The organism is Pseudomonas asturiensis (assembly GCF_900143095.1).
GTDB lineage: Bacteria > Pseudomonadota > Gammaproteobacteria > Pseudomonadales > Pseudomonadaceae > Aquipseudomonas > Aquipseudomonas asturiensis.
The window spans coordinates 22,185-42,340 of sequence record NZ_FRDA01000018.1 but is presented as its reverse complement, the minus strand read 5'-3'; the positions used below and the strand labels follow the sequence as shown (position 1 = coordinate 42,340).

20 protein-coding genes and 1 pseudogene are annotated in these 20,156 nt (G+C 55.6%); 9 read left to right on the top strand and 12 right to left on the bottom strand.

Features of this window, described 5'->3' with window-relative positions; all coding sequences use genetic code 11:
* Window positions 1-38: 38 nt before the first annotated feature.
* Entirely contained in the window at window positions 39-740 is a 702-nt protein-coding gene (locus tag BUB69_RS23795; protein ID WP_073171456.1) for an MlaA family lipoprotein, read from the top strand.
* Between the two features lie 79 nt (window positions 741-819).
* Here BUB69_RS23795 and BUB69_RS23790 read toward each other — a convergent pair whose 3' ends face one another.
* Window positions 820-1,119 carry a PilZ domain-containing protein gene (locus BUB69_RS23790; protein ID WP_073171676.1) on the bottom strand — a complete coding sequence of 100 codons (300 nt, stop codon included), beginning with the start codon at window positions 1,117-1,119 and terminating at the stop codon, window positions 820-822.
* A 265-nt stretch (window positions 1,120-1,384) separates the two neighbouring features.
* Between BUB69_RS23790 and rssB the strand changes: the two genes are divergently transcribed.
* Together rssB and rssC are read left to right on the top strand one after the other, a co-directional pair.
* The gene (gene rssB, locus BUB69_RS23785; RefSeq protein ID WP_073171452.1) at window positions 1,385-2,569 is read left to right on the top strand and encodes a two-component system response regulator RssB; all 1,185 of its coding nucleotides are present in this window, start codon (window positions 1,385-1,387) and stop codon (window positions 2,567-2,569) included.
* A complete protein-coding gene (rssC, locus tag BUB69_RS23780) occupies window positions 2,566-3,051 on the top strand; it encodes an anti-sigma factor antagonist RssC (protein ID WP_024687337.1) in 486 nt (161 codons plus the stop codon). The genes rssB and rssC overlap by 4 nt, the downstream gene beginning before the upstream one ends.
* A gap of 81 nt (window positions 3,052-3,132) precedes the next feature.
* Here the strand turns inward: rssC and tal are convergent, their stop codons facing one another.
* Together tal and BUB69_RS23770 are read right to left on the bottom strand one after the other, a co-directional pair.
* Window positions 3,133-4,068, bottom strand: a complete 936-nt coding sequence (tal, locus tag BUB69_RS23775) for a transaldolase (protein WP_073171448.1) — start codon at window positions 4,066-4,068, stop codon at window positions 3,133-3,135.
* Window positions 4,069-4,317: 249 nt separating this feature from the next.
* Window positions 4,318-6,429, bottom strand: coding sequence for a TonB-dependent siderophore receptor (locus BUB69_RS23770; RefSeq protein ID WP_425439401.1), 2,112 nt, complete (start codon window positions 6,427-6,429; stop codon window positions 4,318-4,320).
* Window positions 6,430-6,760: 331 nt separating this feature from the next.
* On the opposite strand from BUB69_RS23770, the gene BUB69_RS23765 reads away from it, so the two are divergent.
* From BUB69_RS23765 to BUB69_RS23755, 3 genes are all read left to right on the top strand, one after another.
* Window positions 6,761-8,002 (top strand): M20/M25/M40 family metallo-hydrolase, encoded by a 1,242-nt coding sequence (locus tag BUB69_RS23765; RefSeq protein ID WP_073171441.1) that lies wholly within the window; start codon window positions 6,761-6,763, stop codon window positions 8,000-8,002.
* A gap of 97 nt (window positions 8,003-8,099) precedes the next feature.
* Window positions 8,100-8,510 carry a LexA family protein gene (locus tag BUB69_RS23760; RefSeq protein WP_024694388.1) on the top strand — a complete coding sequence of 137 codons (411 nt, stop codon included), beginning with the start codon at window positions 8,100-8,102 and terminating at the stop codon, window positions 8,508-8,510.
* 218 nt (window positions 8,511-8,728) lie between these two features.
* Window positions 8,729-9,799 carry an RHS repeat-associated core domain-containing protein gene (locus BUB69_RS23755; protein ID WP_073171438.1) on the top strand — a complete coding sequence of 357 codons (1,071 nt, stop codon included), beginning with the start codon at window positions 8,729-8,731 and terminating at the stop codon, window positions 9,797-9,799.
* Window positions 9,800-9,956: 157 nt separating this feature from the next.
* Here the strand turns inward: BUB69_RS23755 and BUB69_RS23745 are convergent, their stop codons facing one another.
* The 3 genes from BUB69_RS23745 to BUB69_RS23735 all read right to left on the bottom strand — a co-directional run bounded on the left by BUB69_RS23745 (window position 9,957) and on the right by BUB69_RS23735 (window position 11,951).
* Window positions 9,957-10,754: a hypothetical protein gene (locus BUB69_RS23745; protein ID WP_084537162.1), complete on the bottom strand. Its 798-nt coding sequence runs from the start codon at window positions 10,752-10,754 to the stop codon at window positions 9,957-9,959.
* 167 nt (window positions 10,755-10,921) lie between these two features.
* Window positions 10,922-11,554: a BRCT domain-containing protein gene (locus BUB69_RS23740; RefSeq protein WP_073171432.1), complete on the bottom strand. Its 633-nt coding sequence runs from the start codon at window positions 11,552-11,554 to the stop codon at window positions 10,922-10,924.
* Complete coding sequence (locus BUB69_RS23735) at window positions 11,496-11,951, bottom strand: hypothetical protein (protein ID WP_073171429.1); 456 nt, start codon at window positions 11,949-11,951, stop codon at window positions 11,496-11,498. Before BUB69_RS23735 ends, BUB69_RS23740 begins: the two co-directional genes overlap by 59 nt.
* Before the next feature lie 305 nt (window positions 11,952-12,256).
* On the opposite strand from BUB69_RS23735, the gene BUB69_RS23730 reads away from it, so the two are divergent.
* Entirely contained in the window at window positions 12,257-13,318 is a 1,062-nt protein-coding gene (locus tag BUB69_RS23730; RefSeq protein WP_073171673.1) for an ankyrin repeat domain-containing protein, read from the top strand.
* Window positions 13,319-13,355: 37 nt separating this feature from the next.
* Here the strand turns inward: BUB69_RS23730 and arsH are convergent, their stop codons facing one another.
* The 6 genes and pseudogenes from arsH to BUB69_RS23700 form a co-directional block, all read right to left on the bottom strand.
* Window positions 13,356-14,057: an arsenical resistance protein ArsH gene (arsH, locus tag BUB69_RS23725; RefSeq protein ID WP_073171426.1), complete on the bottom strand. Its 702-nt coding sequence runs from the start codon at window positions 14,055-14,057 to the stop codon at window positions 13,356-13,358.
* Between the two features lie 12 nt (window positions 14,058-14,069).
* Window positions 14,070-14,540: an arsenate reductase ArsC gene (locus BUB69_RS23720; RefSeq protein WP_073171423.1), complete on the bottom strand. Its 471-nt coding sequence runs from the start codon at window positions 14,538-14,540 to the stop codon at window positions 14,070-14,072.
* Between the two features lie 86 nt (window positions 14,541-14,626).
* A complete protein-coding gene (locus tag BUB69_RS23715; protein ID WP_073171420.1) occupies window positions 14,627-14,974 on the bottom strand; it encodes a metalloregulator ArsR/SmtB family transcription factor in 348 nt (115 codons plus the stop codon).
* Window positions 14,975-15,249: 275 nt separating this feature from the next.
* Window positions 15,250-17,397 (bottom strand): putative bifunctional diguanylate cyclase/phosphodiesterase, encoded by a 2,148-nt coding sequence (locus BUB69_RS23710; RefSeq protein WP_073171418.1) that lies wholly within the window; start codon window positions 17,395-17,397, stop codon window positions 15,250-15,252.
* Between the two features lie 530 nt (window positions 17,398-17,927).
* Window positions 17,928-18,175: pseudogene (locus BUB69_RS23705) on the bottom strand (transposase); the annotation flags it as partial.
* 94 nt (window positions 18,176-18,269) lie between these two features.
* Window positions 18,270-18,461 carry a hypothetical protein gene (locus BUB69_RS23700; RefSeq protein WP_073171415.1) on the bottom strand — a complete coding sequence of 64 codons (192 nt, stop codon included), beginning with the start codon at window positions 18,459-18,461 and terminating at the stop codon, window positions 18,270-18,272.
* A 104-nt stretch (window positions 18,462-18,565) separates the two neighbouring features.
* Between BUB69_RS23700 and dusA the strand changes: the two genes are divergently transcribed.
* Window positions 18,566-19,576: a tRNA dihydrouridine(20/20a) synthase DusA gene (gene dusA, locus BUB69_RS23695; RefSeq protein WP_073171412.1), complete on the top strand. Its 1,011-nt coding sequence runs from the start codon at window positions 18,566-18,568 to the stop codon at window positions 19,574-19,576.
* A 147-nt stretch (window positions 19,577-19,723) separates the two neighbouring features.
* The gene (locus tag BUB69_RS23690; protein WP_073171409.1) at window positions 19,724-20,155 is read left to right on the top strand and encodes a universal stress protein; all 432 of its coding nucleotides are present in this window, start codon (window positions 19,724-19,726) and stop codon (window positions 20,153-20,155) included.
* Window position 20,156 lies beyond the last annotated feature (1 nt).

The window sequence follows — 20,156 nt, the reverse complement described above, 5'->3', positions numbered from 1 at the left end:
TAGCACCCGCGTCATTATCTCGATCAGGAGTGTCAGCTATGCCCGTGACCGGTGCAGGCTTTATCAAACGTCTGGCTCAGCTGTCTGTCTGTGCTGGCATGGTGCTGGTTCCCGTTGCCGTTCAAGCGGCTGAAGACGATCCGTGGGAAGGCGTGAACCGTGCCATTTTCCGTTTCAACGATGTGGTCGATACGTACACGCTCAAGCCGTTGGCGAAGGGTTATCAGTACGTCGCGCCGCAGTTCGTGGAAGACGGCGTGCATAACTTCTTCAACAACATCGGTGACGTGGGCAACCTGGCCAACGATGTGCTCCAGGCCAAGCCTGCGGCGGCAGGCGTTGATACCGCCCGCCTGATCTTCAACACCACCTTCGGCCTGCTGGGCTTCATCGATGTGAGCACCCACATGGGCCTGCAACGCAATGACGAAGACTTCGGGCAGACACTTGGTTATTGGGGTGTCGGCAGCGGTCCGTTTGTCGTGCTGCCGCTGTTGGGCCCGAGCACGGTGCGTGACGCCATCGCCAAGTACCCGGATACCTACACCAGCCCGTATCGCTACATCGATCACGTACCAACCCGTAACACCGCGCTGGGCGTCAACCTGATCGATACCCGTGCCAGCCTGCTGTCGGCCGAGCGCATGATCAGCGGCGACCGCTACACCTTCATTCGCAATGCCTATCTGCAGAACCGCGAGTTCAAGGTCAAGGACGGCAAGGTTGTAGACGATTTCTGATCGTTATCCTGCGCGCTGTTCATGCAAAAAAGGCGACCTTGGGTCGCCTTTTTTATTGGGTTGAAATGTGAACCACTCGTCACTTCATTGCGATGATCGAAAGCCCGAGCTTCTGCCCGCCGCCTTCCTCGTCAGTCACCCAGACGACCTCTGTGTCGGCTTCAAGACCTTTGAGCGCCGGATGATCAGAGTCGATGCTGACCTTCAACTTGTCTCCCACTGCGAATGAGCGGGGCGTCTGGACCTGCATGCCGGAGCTGGAAAGGTCAATGCACACGGCAGGAATCACCTGGCCGGCATGGATCAGGTTGACGTCGGCGTCGACGCGCATGCGGATGTAATCCCGTTTCTCCTCGTAGTCGCGATCAGTTCGACTCATGTCCAGTCCTTCGTTTTGGTTGCTGATGTGACCGTTCTTATAACTCCCGGCGATTTGTGATGTAAAGAGCGCAAAGTCCGGGCCGGAGTACGCTTGAAACGCCTCTCGGATGGGAGTACCGTCTGCGCCTTGAAGGGCACCTCTGAAAACACGATGCGCAGTCATTGCGCACGGATCGTTACAGAGAGGCTAGAAGCGAATCCAGTAAGCAGGTTCCGGTAAACCGGGCCGCCTACGCCAACCTGATCTGGCGCCGTTTGCCCACATGCCAAAAACCAGTGCCACGCTGCTGATAATCGACGACGACGAAGTCGTGCGCGCAAGCCTTGCCGCCTATCTGGAAGACAGTGGCTTCAGCGTCCTGCAGGCAAGTAATGGCTTGCAGGGGATACAGATATTCGAGCAAAAGAAACCCGATCTGGTGGTCTGCGACTTGCGCATGCCCCAGATGGGCGGGCTCGAGCTGATTCGTCAGGTAACCTCCATCGCCCCGCAGACGCCGGTCATTGTGGTGTCCGGCGCAGGCGTCATGAGCGATGCCGTGGAAGCCTTGCGTCTGGGCGCTGCCGATTACCTGATCAAGCCCCTTGAAGACCTGGCCGTTCTTGAGCATTCGATACGCCGTGCTCTGGATCGCGCGCGCCTGCTCAAGGAAAACCAGGTCTATCGCGAGAAGCTGGAAACAGCCAATCGCGAGCTGGAAGCCAGTCTTCACCTGCTTCAGGAAGATCAGGACGCCGGTCGTCAGGTGCAGATGAACATGTTGCCGATCACGCCGTGGTCGATCGACGAGTTTCAGTTCGCTCACCAGATCATTCCGTCTCTCTACCTGTCCGGCGACTTCGTCGACTACTTCAGGGTAGATGAGCGGCGTGTGGCGTTTTATCTGGCCGACGTGTCCGGGCACGGTGCTTCGTCTGCATTCATCACGGTGCTGCTGAAGTTCATGACCACACGTTTGCTGTTTGAATCCAAGCGTGGTGGAACCTTGCCGGAGTTCAAGCCCTCCGATGTATTAGGGCACATCAACCGTGGCCTGATCAGTTGCAAGCTTGGCAAGCACGTCACGATGGTGGGTGGTGTGATTGATGAAGAGTCGGGCAAATTGACGTATGCCGTTGGCGGCCATCTGCCGCTGCCGGTGCTGTACACCGAGGGCCAGACGCGCTATCTGGAAGGGCGAGGGCTACCGGTCGGATTGTTCAATGAGGCCACATATCAGGATCATGAACTGGACCTGCCAGCCTCCTTCAGTCTGACCATGTTGTCTGATGGCATACTTGATTTGTTACCCGGTGATACACTCAAAGAGAAAGAAGCTGTTTTACCTGAGTTGGTGAAGACAGCTGGCGGCAGCCTGGATGGCTTACGCCGGGTTTTTGAATTGGCAACGCTTGGGGAGATGCCGGATGATATCGCCTTGTTAGTGTTAAGCAGGAATCTTGAATGAGTACCGGTAGAATCCAGTTCGCCGAGCAGGAAGGCACCTTCGTTCTCAAGTTCGTGGGTGAAGTGCGGTTGACGCTGTGTTCGGCCTTGGATGCGACAATCGAGCGAATCTTCACGGCCTTGAATTTTTCGGCGGTGGTAATCGATTTGACCGAGACTCGCAGCATCGACAGCACGACGCTTGGCCTGTTGGCCAAGCTTTCGATCCTGTCTCGTCAGAAAGTGGGTCTGTTGCCGACGCTGGTGACCACCCACGAAGACATCACGCGGTTGTTGCAGTCGATGGGCTTCGATCAGGTGTTCAACATCGTCGACAGACCCATCCCGCGCCCTGAGTGCCTGACAGACCTGCCGTCGCAAGATCAGTGCGAAGACGTGGTCAAGGCCAAAGTGCTTGAAGCGCACAAGATCCTCATGGGCCTCAACGACTCCAATCGTGAAGCGTTCCACGACCTGGTCAATGCGCTCGAAGGTCAACGCTAGGCGTCGTACTCCAGATCTGCCCCGCTAAATGGCAGGCAGCAAAAAGGGCGACACCCGCAAGGGTGTCGCCCTTTAGTTTTTTCACGCCCTGGCGGAAAGCAGTGCCTCGAGCTTTTCCTGATCCCGAGCGAACTGGCGGATACCTTCGGCCAGCTTCTCGGTGGCCATGGCATCCTCGTTGGACGCCCAGCGGAACTGGCTTTCAGTCAGTCGCTGTCCGGCCTTGCCGTCCTCGCCAGCGTTGCCTGGAGCGAGCTTGCGTTGCAGGGTGCCCGTGTCCTCAGCGAGCTGCTTGAGCAGATCCGGGCTGATCGTCAGACGGTCGCAGCCCGCCAGTTGTTCGATCTGGTTCAGGTTGCGGAAGCTTGCGCCCATGACCACGGTTTTGTAGTCGTTGGCCTTGTAGTAGTTATAGATGCGGGTAACCGACTGCACGCCCGGGTCCTCTGCACCGACGTAATCCGTACCGGACGACTTCTTGTACCAGTCATAAATGCGGCCCACGAACGGCGAAATCAGGAACACGCCCGCTTCGGCGCAGGCAATCGCCTGAGCAAACGAGAACAACAGGGTCAGGTTGGTCTGAATACCATCCTTTTCCAGCTTCTCGGCGGCGCGAATGCCTTCCCAGGTGGAAGCCAGCTTGATCAGTACCCGGTCACGGCTGATACCGGCCGCGTCGTACAGGCCGATGATGCGCTCGCTGCGGTCGATGAGTGCATGGGTATCGAAAGAGAGGCGGGCGTCGACTTCAGTGGACACACGGCCTGGAACGACCTTGAGAATTTCCTGACCGATGGCCACTGCAAAACGGTCGCAAGCCAGACCGATGTCGCCCTTGCTGCCACTGAACGCGTCGGCCAGCAACTGCGAGTTGCTCTCGCTCGAAGCTGCCTTGAGCAGCAGGGAAGGGTTGGTTGTAGCGTCTTGCGGCTTGAGGCTTTTGATCGCGCCGAAGTCACCGGTGTCAGCGACAACGGTGGTGAATTGCTTGAGTTGATCCAGCTTGGAAGTCATGAGCGTGCTCTGTCCTGTGCGGATGGATGACATTACCCGAGCGCTGCCGCCCACTCAAGGCCATGGCGCATAACGTTTGCGCATCAGCGGTGTCGAGGGGCTGCGGTGTCGCGCAAACCTTGTCGAGAATGGTTTTGAGCCCACGAGGGGCTGCTTGTTCCCTGAACCTTGATTTAAGCGTGTTCCGTGGCCGTATGGCATCGCTCCAGTTAATGTATCCGAGCCGCCTTGCGTTGGCTCGCCGAGTACTCAGAGCGACCACTTCAACGAGAACATCACGTTGCGTGGATCGCCGTATACGCCACTGCCGGTTGCCGTTGGAATGCCCTGCCAGTATTTCTCGTCGAGCACGTTGTTCAGGTTGACCCGGGCGTCCCAGTGCTCGTCGAAACGATAGCCTGCCATCAGGCCCACCACTGCATACGAATCCTGTTCCGAACGACCGGTGCCGACCCGGTTGTAAGTGTCGCTTTGAGCAAGCACATCAGCGCCGATGCGCAACTTGCTGAAGTCGCCGGACAGGTGATAGGTGGTCGCGGCCTTGAACAGATGCCTGGGCTGCTCGGCTGCGAATCGAACGCCTTTCTCGAAGTTCCGGTCCTTGACGTACTGGCTCAGCACCAGGGTGTAAGACGCGGAAGCCTGCCAGTCCGGCGTGAGCTGGCCGGTCACTTCGGCATCGATACCGCGGCTGCGTACTTCGCCCGCTGCTTCGTAACAGGTACGGTTCTGTTGCTGGCAGGTCGCGGGCGGATTGACGATGGCGTAAGCGCGGTTTTCCTGGGTCATGTCGAAGAGCGCAAGGGAGGCGTTCAGACCGCCGTTGAAGTATTCGCCCTTCAAGCCCACTTCGTAGCTTTCGCCGGTCATCGGGTCAAGAATGGCGCCGCTCACGTCCTGCTGGCTCTGCGGCTTGAAGATCTCGGTATAGCTGGCATAGACCGAATAGGTGTCGTTCAGGTCGTAGACGATGCCTGCATACGGAGTGACTTCACGGGTGACCTTGTAGTCGCCGGTGTTGGCTGAGCGGTTCTGGTAGTCGTACCAGCTCACCCGGCTGCCGACAATGATGTGCAGCGGATCGATCGGGTTGAAACGTGCTGCCGCGTAGAGGCCGTCTTCTGTCGCAGTGTTCTGGCTGACATAGGCGGTGCGTGTGTTGATGTCCGGCTTGGGAATCACGTTCGGGTTGAAGTTGTAGATGTCGATTGGCGTCGAGCCATAGAAGCCGCCTTTCTGGTCGAACTTCTCCTGACGGCGGCTGACCCCCAGCATCAGGTCATGCTCGCGGCCGAACAGTTTGAACGGGCCGGACAGCGAGCCGTCGATGTTGGTCTGTACGTCGGTGGTGTCGTACTGACCGGCGGCCTGGCCGTAGCCGTTACCCGCAGCGGTCAGGTAGTTGGAATACATGTCCGACTCGGCCCAGATCTTCGCCGCTGCAATCTTGCCGCTCCAGCCATTGTCGAACCGGTGAGTCACGTCAGTAAATACGCTGATGTTGTCCCGATCCCAATAAGCCCAGTCGTTGCTCAGGAACGTGGAGCGGGGCAGGCCGAGGTATTGGCCATTCGGGCCCGAGGGCAGGCTGCCCCAGTCTGATGTTGCATCGTCGCGTTGCTTGGACGCGCCGAGGGTCCACGTGGTCGACTCGTCGAGGTCCGCTTCCAGTATGCCGTAGAAGGTCTGGCGCTCTTCGTCGCGTTCGTCGAGGAAACTGTTGCCCTTCTCATAAGCAGTCACCACGCGACCGCGCAATGTGCCTGATTCGTTGAGCTTGTTGGAGGCGTCCACTTCCGTGCGATAACGGTCCCAACTGCCAGCACTGGTGGTCACGCTGACTTGTGGAGTGGCGGTGGGACGCTTGCGAATCAGGTTGAGCGTGGCTGAAGGGCTGCCCGCGCCTGTCATCAGGCCGGTCGCACCACGAACCACTTCGACACGGTCGTACATGGCCAGGTCGGCGCCAGAAATCGTGTCCAGGGTGAACGTGCTGACAAGGGTTGGCAGGCCGTCGTACATCAGGTTATCGATGCTGAAACCGCGCGCCAGAAACTGCTGACGGTCTGTGCCGAACTTGCGCAGGATGATACCCGGCGCATATTTCACGACGTCGTTCAGGTCGTTCATGCCCTGATCTTCGATGCGCTGACGCGTGATCACGCTGACCGACTGAGGTGTTTCGCGGATCGACAGAGGCAGCTTGGTCGCAGTGCTCATGGAACCGGTGGTGTAGGAGCCGCTGCCCTCGGTAGTGGCTGTTCCGGCTAGGCCTGCTCTGGCATTGATGTCGACATTGTCCAGCGTCAACGCGCCGGATTGAGGCTCGGCAGGTGGATTGCTTTGAACAGGCGCAGCCATGGCAGCCGTGGATGCGCCGATAACTGCAAGGACAGTCAGCGAGGTGAGCGGACGAAACATTATGGGAGGTTCCTACGGTGGGCCTGAGCCTTTGGAAAATGGCGAAATACGTGAGCAACGGGGCGCCAGAGGTTTGTGATCAGCCGGTGGACTGGTCGCAGGATCCTAACAATTTTTTCACAATTAACTAAATGCTAATTACTCTCAGTTACATTTATATACATATTTGCATTTGAAGCCTGTGGCCGTCGCGCAGGCGTCCGGGAGTGGTGTTGTGGGGCCGGTTGCGTGAAGATGTGGCCTCAAGCCGCAATGATCTGAGGGAACCAGCATGCAATTCCGACGTACATCGATTGCGAGTGTCATCGCCTTTTCCATCCTGTCTTTCGGCGCTTTCGCGTCGGATTTGCCGCCCGAGCAGTTACTGAAAAAAGCCGAAGCCGAGCAAAAAGCCTACCTCGCGACCGTCAAGGAACTGGTGGATGTCGACACCGGTACAGGTCAGGCGCCTGGCTTGAAAACCGTCAGCGCGCTGTTGGTCGAACGCCTGAAAGCGTTGGGAGCTGAAGTCACCACCACGCCTGCGTCGCCCTCCGCCGGTGACAACATTGTCGGCACGCTGAAGGGCAGTGGCACGCGATCCTTTCTGCTGATGGTCCATTACGACACCGTCTTCGGCCCGGGCACTGCCGAGAAACGTCCGTTCAAGCAGGACAGCGAGCGCGCTTACGGCCCAGGCGTTGCCGATGCCAAAGGTGGTGTGGCGATGATCCTGCACTCGCTGAAATTGCTTCAGGACCAAGGCTTCAAGGATTTCGGCACGCTTACCGTGCTATTCAACCCGGATGAAGAAACCGGCTCCAGCGGTTCGAAAAAAGTCATCGCTGAGCTCGCCCGTGAGCACGACTACGTATTTTCCTACGAACCACCGGACAAGGACGCCGTCACAGTCGCAACCAACGGCATCAACGGTGTGCTGCTGGATGTGAAAGGCAAGTCTTCACACGCAGGCTCCGCGCCGGAAGCCGGGCGCAATGCTGCAATCGAATTGGCACACCAGATGCTGCAACTCAAGGATCTCGGCGATCCAGCCAAAGGCACAACGGTCAACTGGACGTTGATCAAAGGGGGTGAGAAACGCAACATCATCCCGTCCAGCGCCTCGGCCGAAGCCGACATGCGTTACTCCGACCTGAGCGAGAGCGACCGCGTACTGGCCGACGCTCAGCGTATCGTGCAGAAGAAGCTCATTGATGGCACCGAAGTGACAGTGCGCCTGGAAAAAGGTCGCCCGCCGTTGGCGAAGAATCCTGGTTCCGAGCAACTGGCAAAAACCGCCCAGGCGCTTTATGGAAAGATTGGCCGCAACATCGAACCGATCGCCATGCGCTTCGGCACCGACGCAGGCTATGCGTACGTGCCAGGCAGCGCCAAGCCGGCGGTGCTTGAGACGATGGGGGTCGTCGGAGCCGGTTTGCACGCCGATGATGAGTACATTGAACTGTCGAGCATTGCGCCCAGGCTTTACCTGACGGTGGCGCTGATCCAGCAGCTTTCGGGGTCCAGACCCTGACACCATCTGTCCACATTTCTGACGTTCCCGGTTGACCTCGAGCCTGATGCGCGATTAACTGTATATGCATACAGTTAATCACAAAAAGGCTTGCATCATGAGTGTCACATTCCTTGGCCCCTTGTCCGCAGGGGGCATCAAGCTTCCCATGATCTCCATGTCGTCCATCGGCTCGCAATCGCCCGTGATCGAAAAGCATGTCTCGATGGCCGAGCTCTGCGGAGTGCGTGAGCCGCACTTCTTCATTGCGGCGATCCAGGACGACAGCATGCAGGGCGAACACGTCAGTAAGGACGACATGCTGATTGTCGATAAGGGGCGCTACGCCGAGCACGGTGACATCGTCGTCGCTTCGCTCAACAAGACTCAGGTGTGCAGGCGTTTGCACATGCGCGGGAACGTTGTGATTCTCGAGTCCAGCCACAAGGATTACCCGTCGCTGCATGTGACGGATAATGATGACCTGATTATTTTGGGGGTGGTGACGCAGAGTGTTAAGCGTTTTTGAGTGCCTGGATACCTGCCGTGCCTGGGGCAGGTGTTTTGAATCGTCATAAGTCGCAAGGACTTCGCAGTCCTTGTAGTCGCGTCTGATATCGCGCCCAGCGATTCGCTTGATGTTATCGCTCATAGCCTCGTTAATGCCCCTATAAGATGTGCCAGTGTGCAAAGACTGTCGGTCAGGCAATGATGATTTTTTGTTGGCGTTCAGGCGGGCAGGGCGATATGAAATTCAAAACTGATGATCCAGAAACGGTGTTATGTGCGTACCGTTATGACGCGCTCGACAGACTGATCAGTAGCATCGAATCGGGCAACATTTGTCAGAGGTTTTACCTTGAAAATCGCTTGGTAAACGAAGTTGGTTCAGAACGTCTTCGTACGGTGGTTCGTTACGAAGACGTTCTGCTGGCGGAGCGCTCCCGCGATCAGGGAAGTACCCAAATCGCTCATCTGTTAACGACGACTGATGGGCAAAACTCTGTATTGCATACTCAGCTCGAGCTTCGCTCAGCTGTTTTTAGCTACACGCCTTATGGACACCATGACTCATCGATCAATCAAGGTGGCCTGCTACGCTTTGCTGGGGAGCGTCCTGATGCTGTGACCGGCCACTATTTGTTGGGGAACGGTTACCGAGCATTCAACCCCGTTCTGATGCGATTCAATAATCCGGATAGTCTCAGCCCGTTTGATGAAGGCGCTCTTAATGCTTACGTGTACTGTGGGGCGGATCCGGTTAATCGCATAGACCCGGACGGACATATCTTTTCTTCAATCGTTTTGAACGCTGCGTCCAGGTTTTTGCGCTTGATTGGTCGCTCGCCGCGCTCGGCTGCTCTGGCTCCAAGATTGACGCGAAAAGCGCCTGCCCTTGTTAAAGCCGGAAGAAATCCTGAGCGGCTCATTGCCCATGTTGACGATTCGCCGCCGCTCAAGGCGCTGCCTGAGGACCTTCTGGCGGTTACACCGCGTGAGCGTCACGTTCTGGAAGGCTCGACACAGGAACTGCTTACCCACCACCGCCGCTATGCGAAATCTGCAAAACAAATGCTAAGTGAAAAACGTAAGGCATTGAGGCGAGAGGCGGTCGGGCGGAATCCAGCCCAGGATTTTTCAACATTCGCTGCTCAGGACAGCAGCAGGTCTTTATCAAAATTTGAGATTTTGCAATCCAGAATCGCACAAGAGCGAAGACAGGCTGGCAGAGCTGCAAGCGAGTCTTTAATGGGTGGGGCGTATGGTATTAGAAGTAATAGCTCAAACTGGCAGCCCATTATGCCCCGGCCAGTTTAAATGGCAACGTGAGCCAGGAGGTGGCTGTACGGGATGTGTAAGCATGGCTGGGCTGTTCACGGATAGCTAGAGGAGCCAGGTAGGGAGGAATGTTTGCAATCATCGGCGGTAATGTGGATGTACTGTCGATGATGTCGAGATAATGGGTATGGCGGGCTCACCAGATTTCCAGGGTTGTTTTGTCAGTAATTGGAATTATTTTCAATCTTCCACTCCTGTCTTTTAGATAGGCATTTCGAGGGCTCAGCAACGTCAGTTTGCCTTTGATTGGCTCTTTTGTACCGTCTTGAAATATCAGAATGTTTTTATTTCCTCCAACATTAAAGTCTCTGAGGCCCATGGCTACCACTTCGGCCGTTACGTCTTGGTAGGCGAAAGGCAGTAAGGCTGTCAGCCCGACAAAAATCACTGGAGAAAGCCAGTCTTGAATATTTTTCTTAAGGTTATGTCCCACGAAGCTACAGAAAAACATACAGAATGTGATGGCTATAGCCATTAGCCATAACAGTATATTTAGCTTTTGGGCCTCTGCGGCGACGCTGAAGAGTATAGAATGCATCACGCACGATATTAAGAAACCAAACCATGTGATCCATCGCATGGTGTTCTTTTGGTCTCTTCTTAATTCAGTAAGTCCGAGTTTCGCCGGTATGAGGAATCCGTAAAATAGTAAAGACATAAGGATTATGAAGATGGAAGATGCAATAAAGAATGTGTACATTCCAAACAGGCCTTCTCTAAAGAAGTCATAGGAGAACAGCTTGTTTTCTCGCATGAATATGACGAATAGGTAAAAGGCAAGCGAGCCGATCCATGAGGCCGTAAGCAAAGCGACGACGCCACGGATCAAGATTTGTATTGGACTGATTTTTATATCTTTCTGGTGGTCTACACCCAGTTTTTTTAGCCTGGGCTTGGTCATGATATTTGCGAAATTTTTTAATCTCTCAGACATGTTTTTTCCTGTTGGTCCTGCTGAGGTGTGGTAGGTGTTTTACGGTGTTAATGACATCCTTGATAATTGCAGTTGCCAAAGAAGTTCTACGTTGATCAATGTTGCAGGCGCCTTGATCGGTATTGAAGACCAAGGCGTTTTTTATTGCTTTATGTTATTGAAGGTGATTATCCAAAAAGAGCTTTCTGCCAATGGTCCTCGCTCACTATGGCTATAGGAATACCACTTTCCCGTAGCTCCACCGCACGTTTGATCTTCGTGCCATAGCTGCTATGCAGCCATTGTTCGTTACCGATGCTTCCAACAATCAAGTAATGCACCTTCTTGCTCACTCCGGCTCCGATCAAGCCGCCGCGCTCGACGATCAAGGACTCGCAGGATCTCCTCGGACCGTAGGCCATGGTGCCGGTCAGCATGAAGGTACGATCTGACCAGTCGATGATGGGGGGCGGATCATTAAGAGGAAGGGAAGAAACGCGCAACGCTGGAGCCTTGCTGGCAGGTGAGACGCCTGTGAACTGCCTGAGCAATGACATGAGTTCTTCTGCTTCGTCCGCAGAGAGGACGCCGTCGCTCAACATGTCGTTGAGGCGTCGGAAAAGAAGGTTAACAACCGGATCATCCAAATGAGTGAGATTGGTTTCGATCCAGCTTTGGAGAAACTGGGCCTCACTCTGATTGATTTGATTGTCAGCCATCAGGCCCACCGAGATGCCTATCAGCGCCTCGACTGATTTTCGGTCAATCCTTTCCTGATGGAAAAAGCGACTCTTCTGAAATTCCTGATGAATGTCGGTCATGATTGCTTTCCTTGCTGTCTTTATTGTTAACGCGTTGATTCTGGTATTTCGTAGCGTCCTTGGTGAACGTAACGGATACGCCGGTCTTCGTACATTTCAACGTACGCTCGGCGGATAAATCAACGTGAAGATCATCGCCCCTGAGTCCTTGCCACTGAGCGAGGTACCTCAAAGAGCCAAATTTAGATTTTTTCTTGAGTGCACGATCCGACCCGCCTTTCCATCCCAGCACAGGAAGCTCTCCAGCAATAGCTTGGGCTGCGAGGTCGTGGTTGAGTTTTGCGAGCTGTCGCCTGGTTTCCCAGCAAAGGATTAAACCTTTGTCGGATGATTCCCACTGCTCGTATCGAGCGGGATTAACGCGTATGGGGTCGCTGATTTTTCTGCTGACGATCATTGTCGGTGAGGCTCCTTTTTATGCTAAGTCGATCAGATCGGGCCGGGAATAATGCCCCTGATCAGGCTGCCATTCAATTGACCTCCCACTGACCTGGATCGAACAACAGACCTCTAGTGTGAAAATGACTGGTTGTGAGCTGTCCATGTCGCCTAGCCTGAGTCTCAATGGCAGGCCGGATGTCCGAGAAATCAAACAGACCATCGATACTTCGTTCAGTGAGTCACATCCTTTCAGGTCGCTGTTATCAAAAACGTATTGGTTCTATGATGAAAAAACTCTTGATCAGGATGATGGCCGTCGCGATGGGTAAGCGTAAAAGAAAGACACTTCCGAAGGATTTCGGTCAACTGCTGGACAGCGCTTCGTTTGCCGAGTTGATCGCAGTGTTCGATGCGTGCGAGCTCGAAGCCACCGGTGGTTACAGCAAAAGCACCGCGCTGGGTTTCTATAATTGCCCCGATGATCTGGTTCGCTGGCTGGTGGAGCGGGGCGCGGACATTGATGCCCGTGATCACTATCAGCGAACGGCCTTGCACCATCGCAGTTCGAGCTGGAAAGGTGGTGTCGATTTGCTGCTGGATCTAGGGGCCGATATCGAGGCTCAGGATTACCAGGACGAGACACCGCTGCACGCTGCGGTCAAGAGTCACAAGGCCGATGCACTCGCTGCCCTGATCCGCCGAGGCGCCAATACAGAGATCAGAACCCGGCAGGGGCACAGCCTGTTGCACCTCGCACTGATCACAACGTCCAACGCCGACATTGCGGCCACTGCGAAGATTGCTCAGATCCTGTTGGACGCAGGTTCGCAAATCGAGGATGCCATGCGTTCCGAGGTGCAGCGTATTGGCCGTGGATTCGAATTCAGCCGGGCCGGCTTCAACCCTGATTACCTGGAGGCAACCGACGCTGGCCTTGCCACGCTCTATCGCCTTTTCAATGTCACCCCAGTTGCCGCCCGCACCCTCCACGACGGTCAGGCTGCGATAGTCGTGGCGGCAGGTGACTGGCCTGCCCAGCATCAGCACTTGTGGGAACTGCTGGTGCCATCCTCTGGAGCCGCAACGACGGTGCAGGGTGAAGTCATCCGCATCAGTGGTCGCCTCTCTAGAGAGATCAACGGCAACGGCTCGGCCAACTGGGACGCCGATTTCAAAAAAATGCTGAATGCGCTTGTAGGGCATTTCGGCAGTGCCGTGCCCTTAGGTGATCTGGAACTGGCCGAAGCCCGCACGCTCGCGGCTGAACTGAAAAACGGCACCGATCCTGCCGAACACAGCGATCGCCTCTGTGAACTGGCTGTCTGTTGGGTCATCGCCAACCCGCAGCCATTGCCGTTGAGTGCGCCTTCGTATCGCAGATGAACAGAGGTGCGACTCTCTTTCCTTGAACGTTACGGCCTTAAATCGACCGCTGATCGACTCGGGAAGACAGTTGTTCGGCGGACTCTTTGCGTTCTGAGTAGCGGTCCACCAGATGATCTTTCTGGTCGCGCAGCAAGACTGTGAACTTCATCAATTCCTCCATCACATCGACGATCCGGTCGTAATAGGGTGAAGGCTTCATCCGGTCGTTATCGTCGAACTCCATGTAGGCCTTGGGGACCGAGGACTGGTTCGGGATGGTGAACATGCGCATCCAGCGGCCCAGCACGCGTAGCTGGTTGACCACATTGAACGACTGAGAACCACCGCAGACCTGCATCACTGCGAGCGTCTTGCCCTGAGTGGGACGAACCGCGCCAAGCGCCAGTGGTATCCAGTCGATCTGCGCCTTGAATACGCCCGACATCGCACCATGGCGTTCCGGGGAGCACCAGACCTGACCTTCCGACCACTGCATCAAATCTCGAAGCTCCTGCACCTTGGGATGGTCAACTGGCGCGTCGTCCGGGAGGGGCAAGCCAGAAGGGTTGAATATCCGGGTGTCAGCGCCAAAGTGCTCCAGTAGGCGAGCGGCTTCCTCCACCACGAGACGGCTGAAAGAGCGCTCACGGGTTGATCCGTAGAGAAGCAGAATACGGGGTTTATGGACACCCGAGTCAGTGGTGACTGGATTGGAGTCGAACAATCCAGAGTCAAGATTGGGCAGTGAGTTTGTCATCTGTCTTCCTGCTTAAAGGGTACCGATACGGTCAAGCTCTCGCTTGATTTCATCGCGTGTGGAGTTGTCGAAAGGGAGACTGAAAAACGCCTGGCAGCGTTGCTGGATACGAGTCAGGGTTTCAGTAAAGGCGGCATCGACCTGCGCTTCATCTCCCTTGACGTCTGAGGGGTCTGCAAGGCCCCAATGGGACTTGATGGCCGGGCCAAACCAGACCGGGCAAGACTCACCCGCTGCCTTGTCACAGACGGTGATGACGATATCCGGAGGGCAATCCTCGAAAGCGTCATTGCCCTTGCTGCTCAATCCCTCTGTCGGGATACCTACGCGCTCCAGGGTTGTCAGACTGCGCGGCAGCACCGTCCCCTTGGGAAAACTTCCGGAGCTCACCGCTTCGAAACCTGCCGGTGCCAGATGGTTGAACATCGCTTCGGAAAGAATGCTCCGGCAACTATTGGCCGTACACATGAACAGAACTCGCATGGATAGCTCCTGCCGCGCTCGATGCGGGCTTTAGAGGCTCAGGCGCAGTGCGCAGGCCGATAGGGTGATCAGTAACACCGGGAGGGTCAGCAACAGGCAGTTTCTCGCACAGGCCGTCCATCCATGTTCCGCAAACGGGCAGAGTTGACCTCAAGCCACTCGGCATTTCCCCGCAGGGCCACCTGTAAAACCTCATTGACCCACGAAGGAAGATTCGGGTTGAGGCGGTAGTACACCCATTGCCCCTGTCGCCGATCCAGAAGCAACCCACTGCTGCGCAACTGAGCGAGATGCCGGCTGATTTTAGGCTGACTGTCACCCATGGCGCACATCAGCTCGCAGACACAAAGCTCCCCGTGGCTGGCAATGAGCAGCGTGGCTCGGGTGCGAGTCTCATCGGCCATGCATTTGAAAAAGTCAGGAGGGGCAATCATCGTGGGAACCTATGGATATGCGCAGTCGAATATACGCATATCCATATGTCTTACATAGTAAGCATGCTATAAACCCCACCGATCTTGAACCGGTTGGCGCGCTCGGCCAGGCGAGGCGGTGCGGGATCAGTCCCATGGCAGCAAGGCTTCGTACGTCTTCAACGGATGTCGCCGTTGGCAGGTGTTCGAGTGCAACAAACGCCGTGCAGTATTCATGGACCCCTTGCTTTGGAAAAGACGGTGTAGCGCCGTCCAGACCACGAAGGCGCCAATGTTTATATGTACCGCGCGGTAAATTCACTTGCCGTCATGGGGCGACCATAGAGATAACCTTGCCCTTCATCGCAGGCAAAGTGGCGCATCAAGTCTGCCTGTGTCTGGGTTTCAATACCCTCTGCCGTAACCTTAAGATTGAAGCCAGACGCCAGCTTGACGACCGTTTCTATAATGAGTTCGTTTTTATTGCAGAACTCCGAGCCACTGACAAAGGAACGGTCGATCTTCAAGCGGGTGACAGGGTAATCCTTCAACAGACTTAGGGAGGCGTAGCCAGTGCCAAAATCGTCAAATGCAATACCCACGCCCATGGACCGTAGGTAATGCAGTGGCTTCATGATTCGCTGCTCATTACGCAAAATGGTGTTTTCGGTGATTTCCAACTCCAGCGAACTGGCGGGCAGGCCGAAATCGCTCAGCGCCCGCTCCACCACGTCCGAGAAGTCGCGCATGCGAAACTGGGCGGCAAATAAGTTGACCCCCATTCTAAACTTCGCATGAGTGCGTTGCCACAGGGCCGCCTGCTGACACGCTGTTCTTAATATCCACTCGCCGACCGGGGCGGCCAGCAAGCTCGACTCCAGTGCGCGTAAGAACACCGATGGCGGCATAACGCCTTGAGTCGGATGATTCCAGCGAATCAAAGCCTCTGCCCCTGAAATACGACCATCGCTCAAATCAACTTGAGGTTGGTAGTACAGTTCAAACTCTTTATTTTCCCACGCCTGACGCATTGATGAACTCAGTGCTACATTTCTAGACGCCGTCTGCCGTAGTTCGGGAGTGAACACTCTTACCAGGCGTCTGCCATCTGCTTTGGCCTGATAAAGTGCCAGGTCTGCATTTTCAAGCATTTGATCTTCAGCACATTCAGCTACCGATACGCCTATGCTGGCGCCGATATAGATTGCCTCATCTTTGACCTCTATCGGCTCTTCGATAAGTGTAATCAGTTCAAGGCCAAAGGCGACCGCGCTGGCCTTGTCTGCTGTATCGAACATCAGCACGACGAACTCATCACCGCCGAGCCTCGCCACCAAATGGCGGGCAGGTACGTGGTCACTAATACGCTGTGAGATCACTTGAAGCACACCATCTCCAGTGGCATGTCCCAAGGTATCATTGACGTCCTTGAAGCCATCCAGATCAATCAACAGAATCGTTGCGGTCGCCTTGGATTCATAGACCTCGTGCAACCGTAGCATTAGCGCAGAGCGATTGACCAAGCCCGTGAGTTGATCATGCTCGGCTGCATGCTTAAGCCGCTTCTCTGCTTCTACACGATTGGTGACATCGCGAATGATCGCGCCGAATTGTTGTTCGCCTGCATCGGTCCAGCGTGACAGGGACAGTTCGATGGGCAGCTCATGGCCGTCACGGTGCAGCGCCATCAAATTTACAGAGGTACCAATGATATGCGGCGCCCCGCCTGACACCACTCGACTGAAGCCCGCAGCGTGATCGGGACGCATACGTTTAGGTATGATCAGGTCCAGGGCCTGGCCTAAAGCCTCCTCAGCGTCATAGCCAAACATTTTCTGCGCAGAAGTGTTCCACGAAATGATTTTGTTTTTGCTATCGGAGCAGATGATCGCGTCAGGCGAGGTGGACGTTATGTTCATAAAGCGCATGCGGCTTCTATGACTTTCGGACGCCGAGCGACGCGCCTCCATGCGCTCAAGGACCACCGTTGCCAATTCGCTGAGTATCAGTCGATCACGCTGTGAAAATTCGCTTCTTGGACGCTGATCGATCAAGCACAAGGTCCCCAGCGCATGGCCACTGGAGCTGATTAACGGGGCGCCTGCATAAAACCGTATATGGGGGGCGTTCAGCACAAGCGGGTTGAGGTAAAAACGTTCATCCTGCAGGCTATCGAGAACAACAAATACATCATTCCCCATAATTGCGTGGGTGCAAAAGGAAACTTCGCGATCTGTCCCACACACATCAAGACCTACACTGGACTTGAAGAACTGCCGGTCAGCGTGGACTAACGAAATCAAGACGATGGGCACGTCGAATATGTTCGACGCTATCTTAACGATGTGGTCGTATTCGTGCTCTGCGGGACTGTCCATCAGGTTGAAAGTGTCCAGCTCCTGAATGCGCTCGGCCTCACGGGCGGGAGTGGGATAATTTGTCATCGTGGCTAACCCGGTGAGATTCATGCAAAAGCAGCGTTTGCTACAGGATCGATGGTGACGCAAGTCCTACCCGTCGCCACAGTTCGAAACGCAGGCACTCTCTCTCCTTTGGAAGTCGGCGCTGTACGAAAAGTGGCTGAGCGTGGTGATGCTGCGTTAAAACAGGCTCGGAGTGCTTATTTAGAACACCTGAAGTCGAAAGCGACCCCGGCCGTTCCTCGCCTGTTTTTGCGTTGCCTGGCCTTCGCCGGCGACAAGAGCTTTTGCCTTTGCGCAGTACTTTTATCGACGAGAGACTGAAAAGCTTTAGGAAGGGGCGAGCTTATTTCTGAGTGTCGGGGAGGGGCAGCGGTAACAAGCAGTGTGATGTTATTGAGCGGAGTCCGCCTGTGTCACGTTGTTTGTGAATGCACTAAGTCGTCCTGGCTATGGGCGTCACACAGGATATTTCGTTAGAAAATGGAGAGTGAATCGTGTCTCCGGAAGTGCTGTAACTCATCAATGGCTCTGGCCACTGAGTTTGCCGTTTAGTTGATCTCGGTCGCGAGTCTGGACACTTGGCTTTTCGAGATACCAGTCATGTCCATGGCTTTGACCAACCCGTCGACCGAGCGCTCAGAAACGCCTTGGATATAGGCTTCCTGAATCACTGCCGCCATCGCCTTCTCAGCCGTTCTGCGTGGTTCCAGGAAGTCTGGGAAGTAGCTTCCTTGGCGCAGTTCGGGATCTTCAGATCATCGTCGCCGGCACGGGTTTGCCGCAGGCGGTCGCGGTAACCGATGCCCGGGGGTACACGATCTACCTCTACTCCAAACCCGTGGACTTCCGAAAATCCATCTTCTGCGATCATCTGAGTGATGGTTGCGCTCTTATTAGTCGGCAAGATCAATCGCCCCAGATTCTGCCCGCTCGTTTTCCCGACGCTTGAGCCATGACTGAGCGATCTGCTTGCGGTCAAATCTCTGCGCTTCCTGATAAACTACGCCCCCTGCGCGCTTGAGCCTGATTTGTGCGGTGTACTTGATTCCACCCTTTTTGTTCTTCCGTTGGGTGATCGCCCCCATCTTGCTCCTTCGGTGCTAAAAGTTTTTTTGCGGTGCTAAGTGTCAGCACTGAGGCTAAAAAACGGCCAAAACAGCCCAAAAGTGCTAAAAATCGACTGATGATTATGCAACCAGATATCGCCCCAAACCCCCGCCCCACAAGGCCCGCGCTGTCCCGCCGCTTCTCCGTCGCGCCGATGATGGATTGGACCGACCACCATTGCCGCTTCTTCCTGCGGCTGCTCTCAAAGCACGCCTTGCTCTACACCGAAATGGTCACCACCGGTGCCTTGTTGCACGGCGACAGTGCCCGTTTTCTCAAGCATGACGATACTGAGCATCCACTGGCGCTGCAATTGGGTGGTAGCACGGCGGCGGATCTGGCGGCGTGTGCGCGGATGGCTGAAGGGGTGGGGTATGACGAGGTCAATCTGAATGTCGGTTGCCCGAGTGATCGGGTGCAGAACAACATGATTGGTGCCTGCCTGATGGGGCATCCGGAGCTGGTGGCCGATTGTGTGAAGGCCATGCGCGATGCGGTGGGTATTCCGGTCACGGTCAAGCACCGTATCGGGATCAACGGGCGTGACAGTTATGAGCAGCTGTGTGATTTCGTCGGCAAGGTGCATGAGGCCGGTTGTGAGAGTTTTACGGTGCATGCGCGAATTGCGATTCTGGAAGGTCTTTCGCCGAAGGAGAATCGGGATATTCCGCCGCTTCGCTACGACGTGGTCGCGCAGTTGAAAAAGGATTTTCCAACGCTCGAAATCGTCCTCAATGGCGGCATCAAGACGCTTGAACAGTGCCATGAACATTTGAGTACGTTCGATGGCGTAATGCTGGGACGTGAGGCGTATCACAACCCGTATCTGCTGGCAGAAGTGGATCGACAGTTGTTCGGCAGCACCGCGCCCGTCATCAGCCGTGCCGAGGCGCTGGAGGCGTTGCGCCCTTACATCGAGGCGCACATTGCCAGTGGCGGCAATATGCATCATGTGACCCGGCACGTGCTCGGACTGGCTCAGGGCTTTCCGGGCGCGCGGCGTTTCCGTCAATTGCTCTCGGTCGATATCCACAAGCATGAGAACCCGCTGATGCTGCTGGATCAGGCGGCTGCGTTTCTAGAAGGTCGTTGATCACGGCGGATAATGAGCACATGCAGAGCAACGCCTGTCAGTTCAGGCGTCGCTCGTCTGCTCTGGATCAAAACAACCACTCTTTCCAGTGGCTGCGCCGCTCGGCTCGGGCTATGTTGACGGCATAACCCAACAAGGAAAGCTGTCATGCATAAAGTTCTGGTTCCTTTCGACGGTTCCGAGCACGCCATGCGGGCCCTCGGATATGTCATTGAGCTGTCCGCCGACCTCAAGAAGCCGCTTGAGGTGCATCTGTTGAATGTCCAGGCCAGCCCGATCGATTACAGCGACTATCTGGCGCCGGACATGATCGAGGGGGTGAAGGCGGGTCTGAACAATGAGGGCAAGCGCGTGCTCGACGACGCCATCGAACTGCTGACCGCTGCTGGAACACGGTTTCAGGCTCATGTGGACCTTGGCAATGTCGCCGAGCAGGTAGAGGCGCAGGTGCAGAAGCTCGGTTGTGACGCTGTGGTCATGGGCACTCGCGGGCTGGGCAGCATGACGGGCCTGTTGCTGGGCTCGGTCGCCACGCGAGTCATTCATGAAGCGTCGGTGCCGGTGACGCTGATCAAGTAAA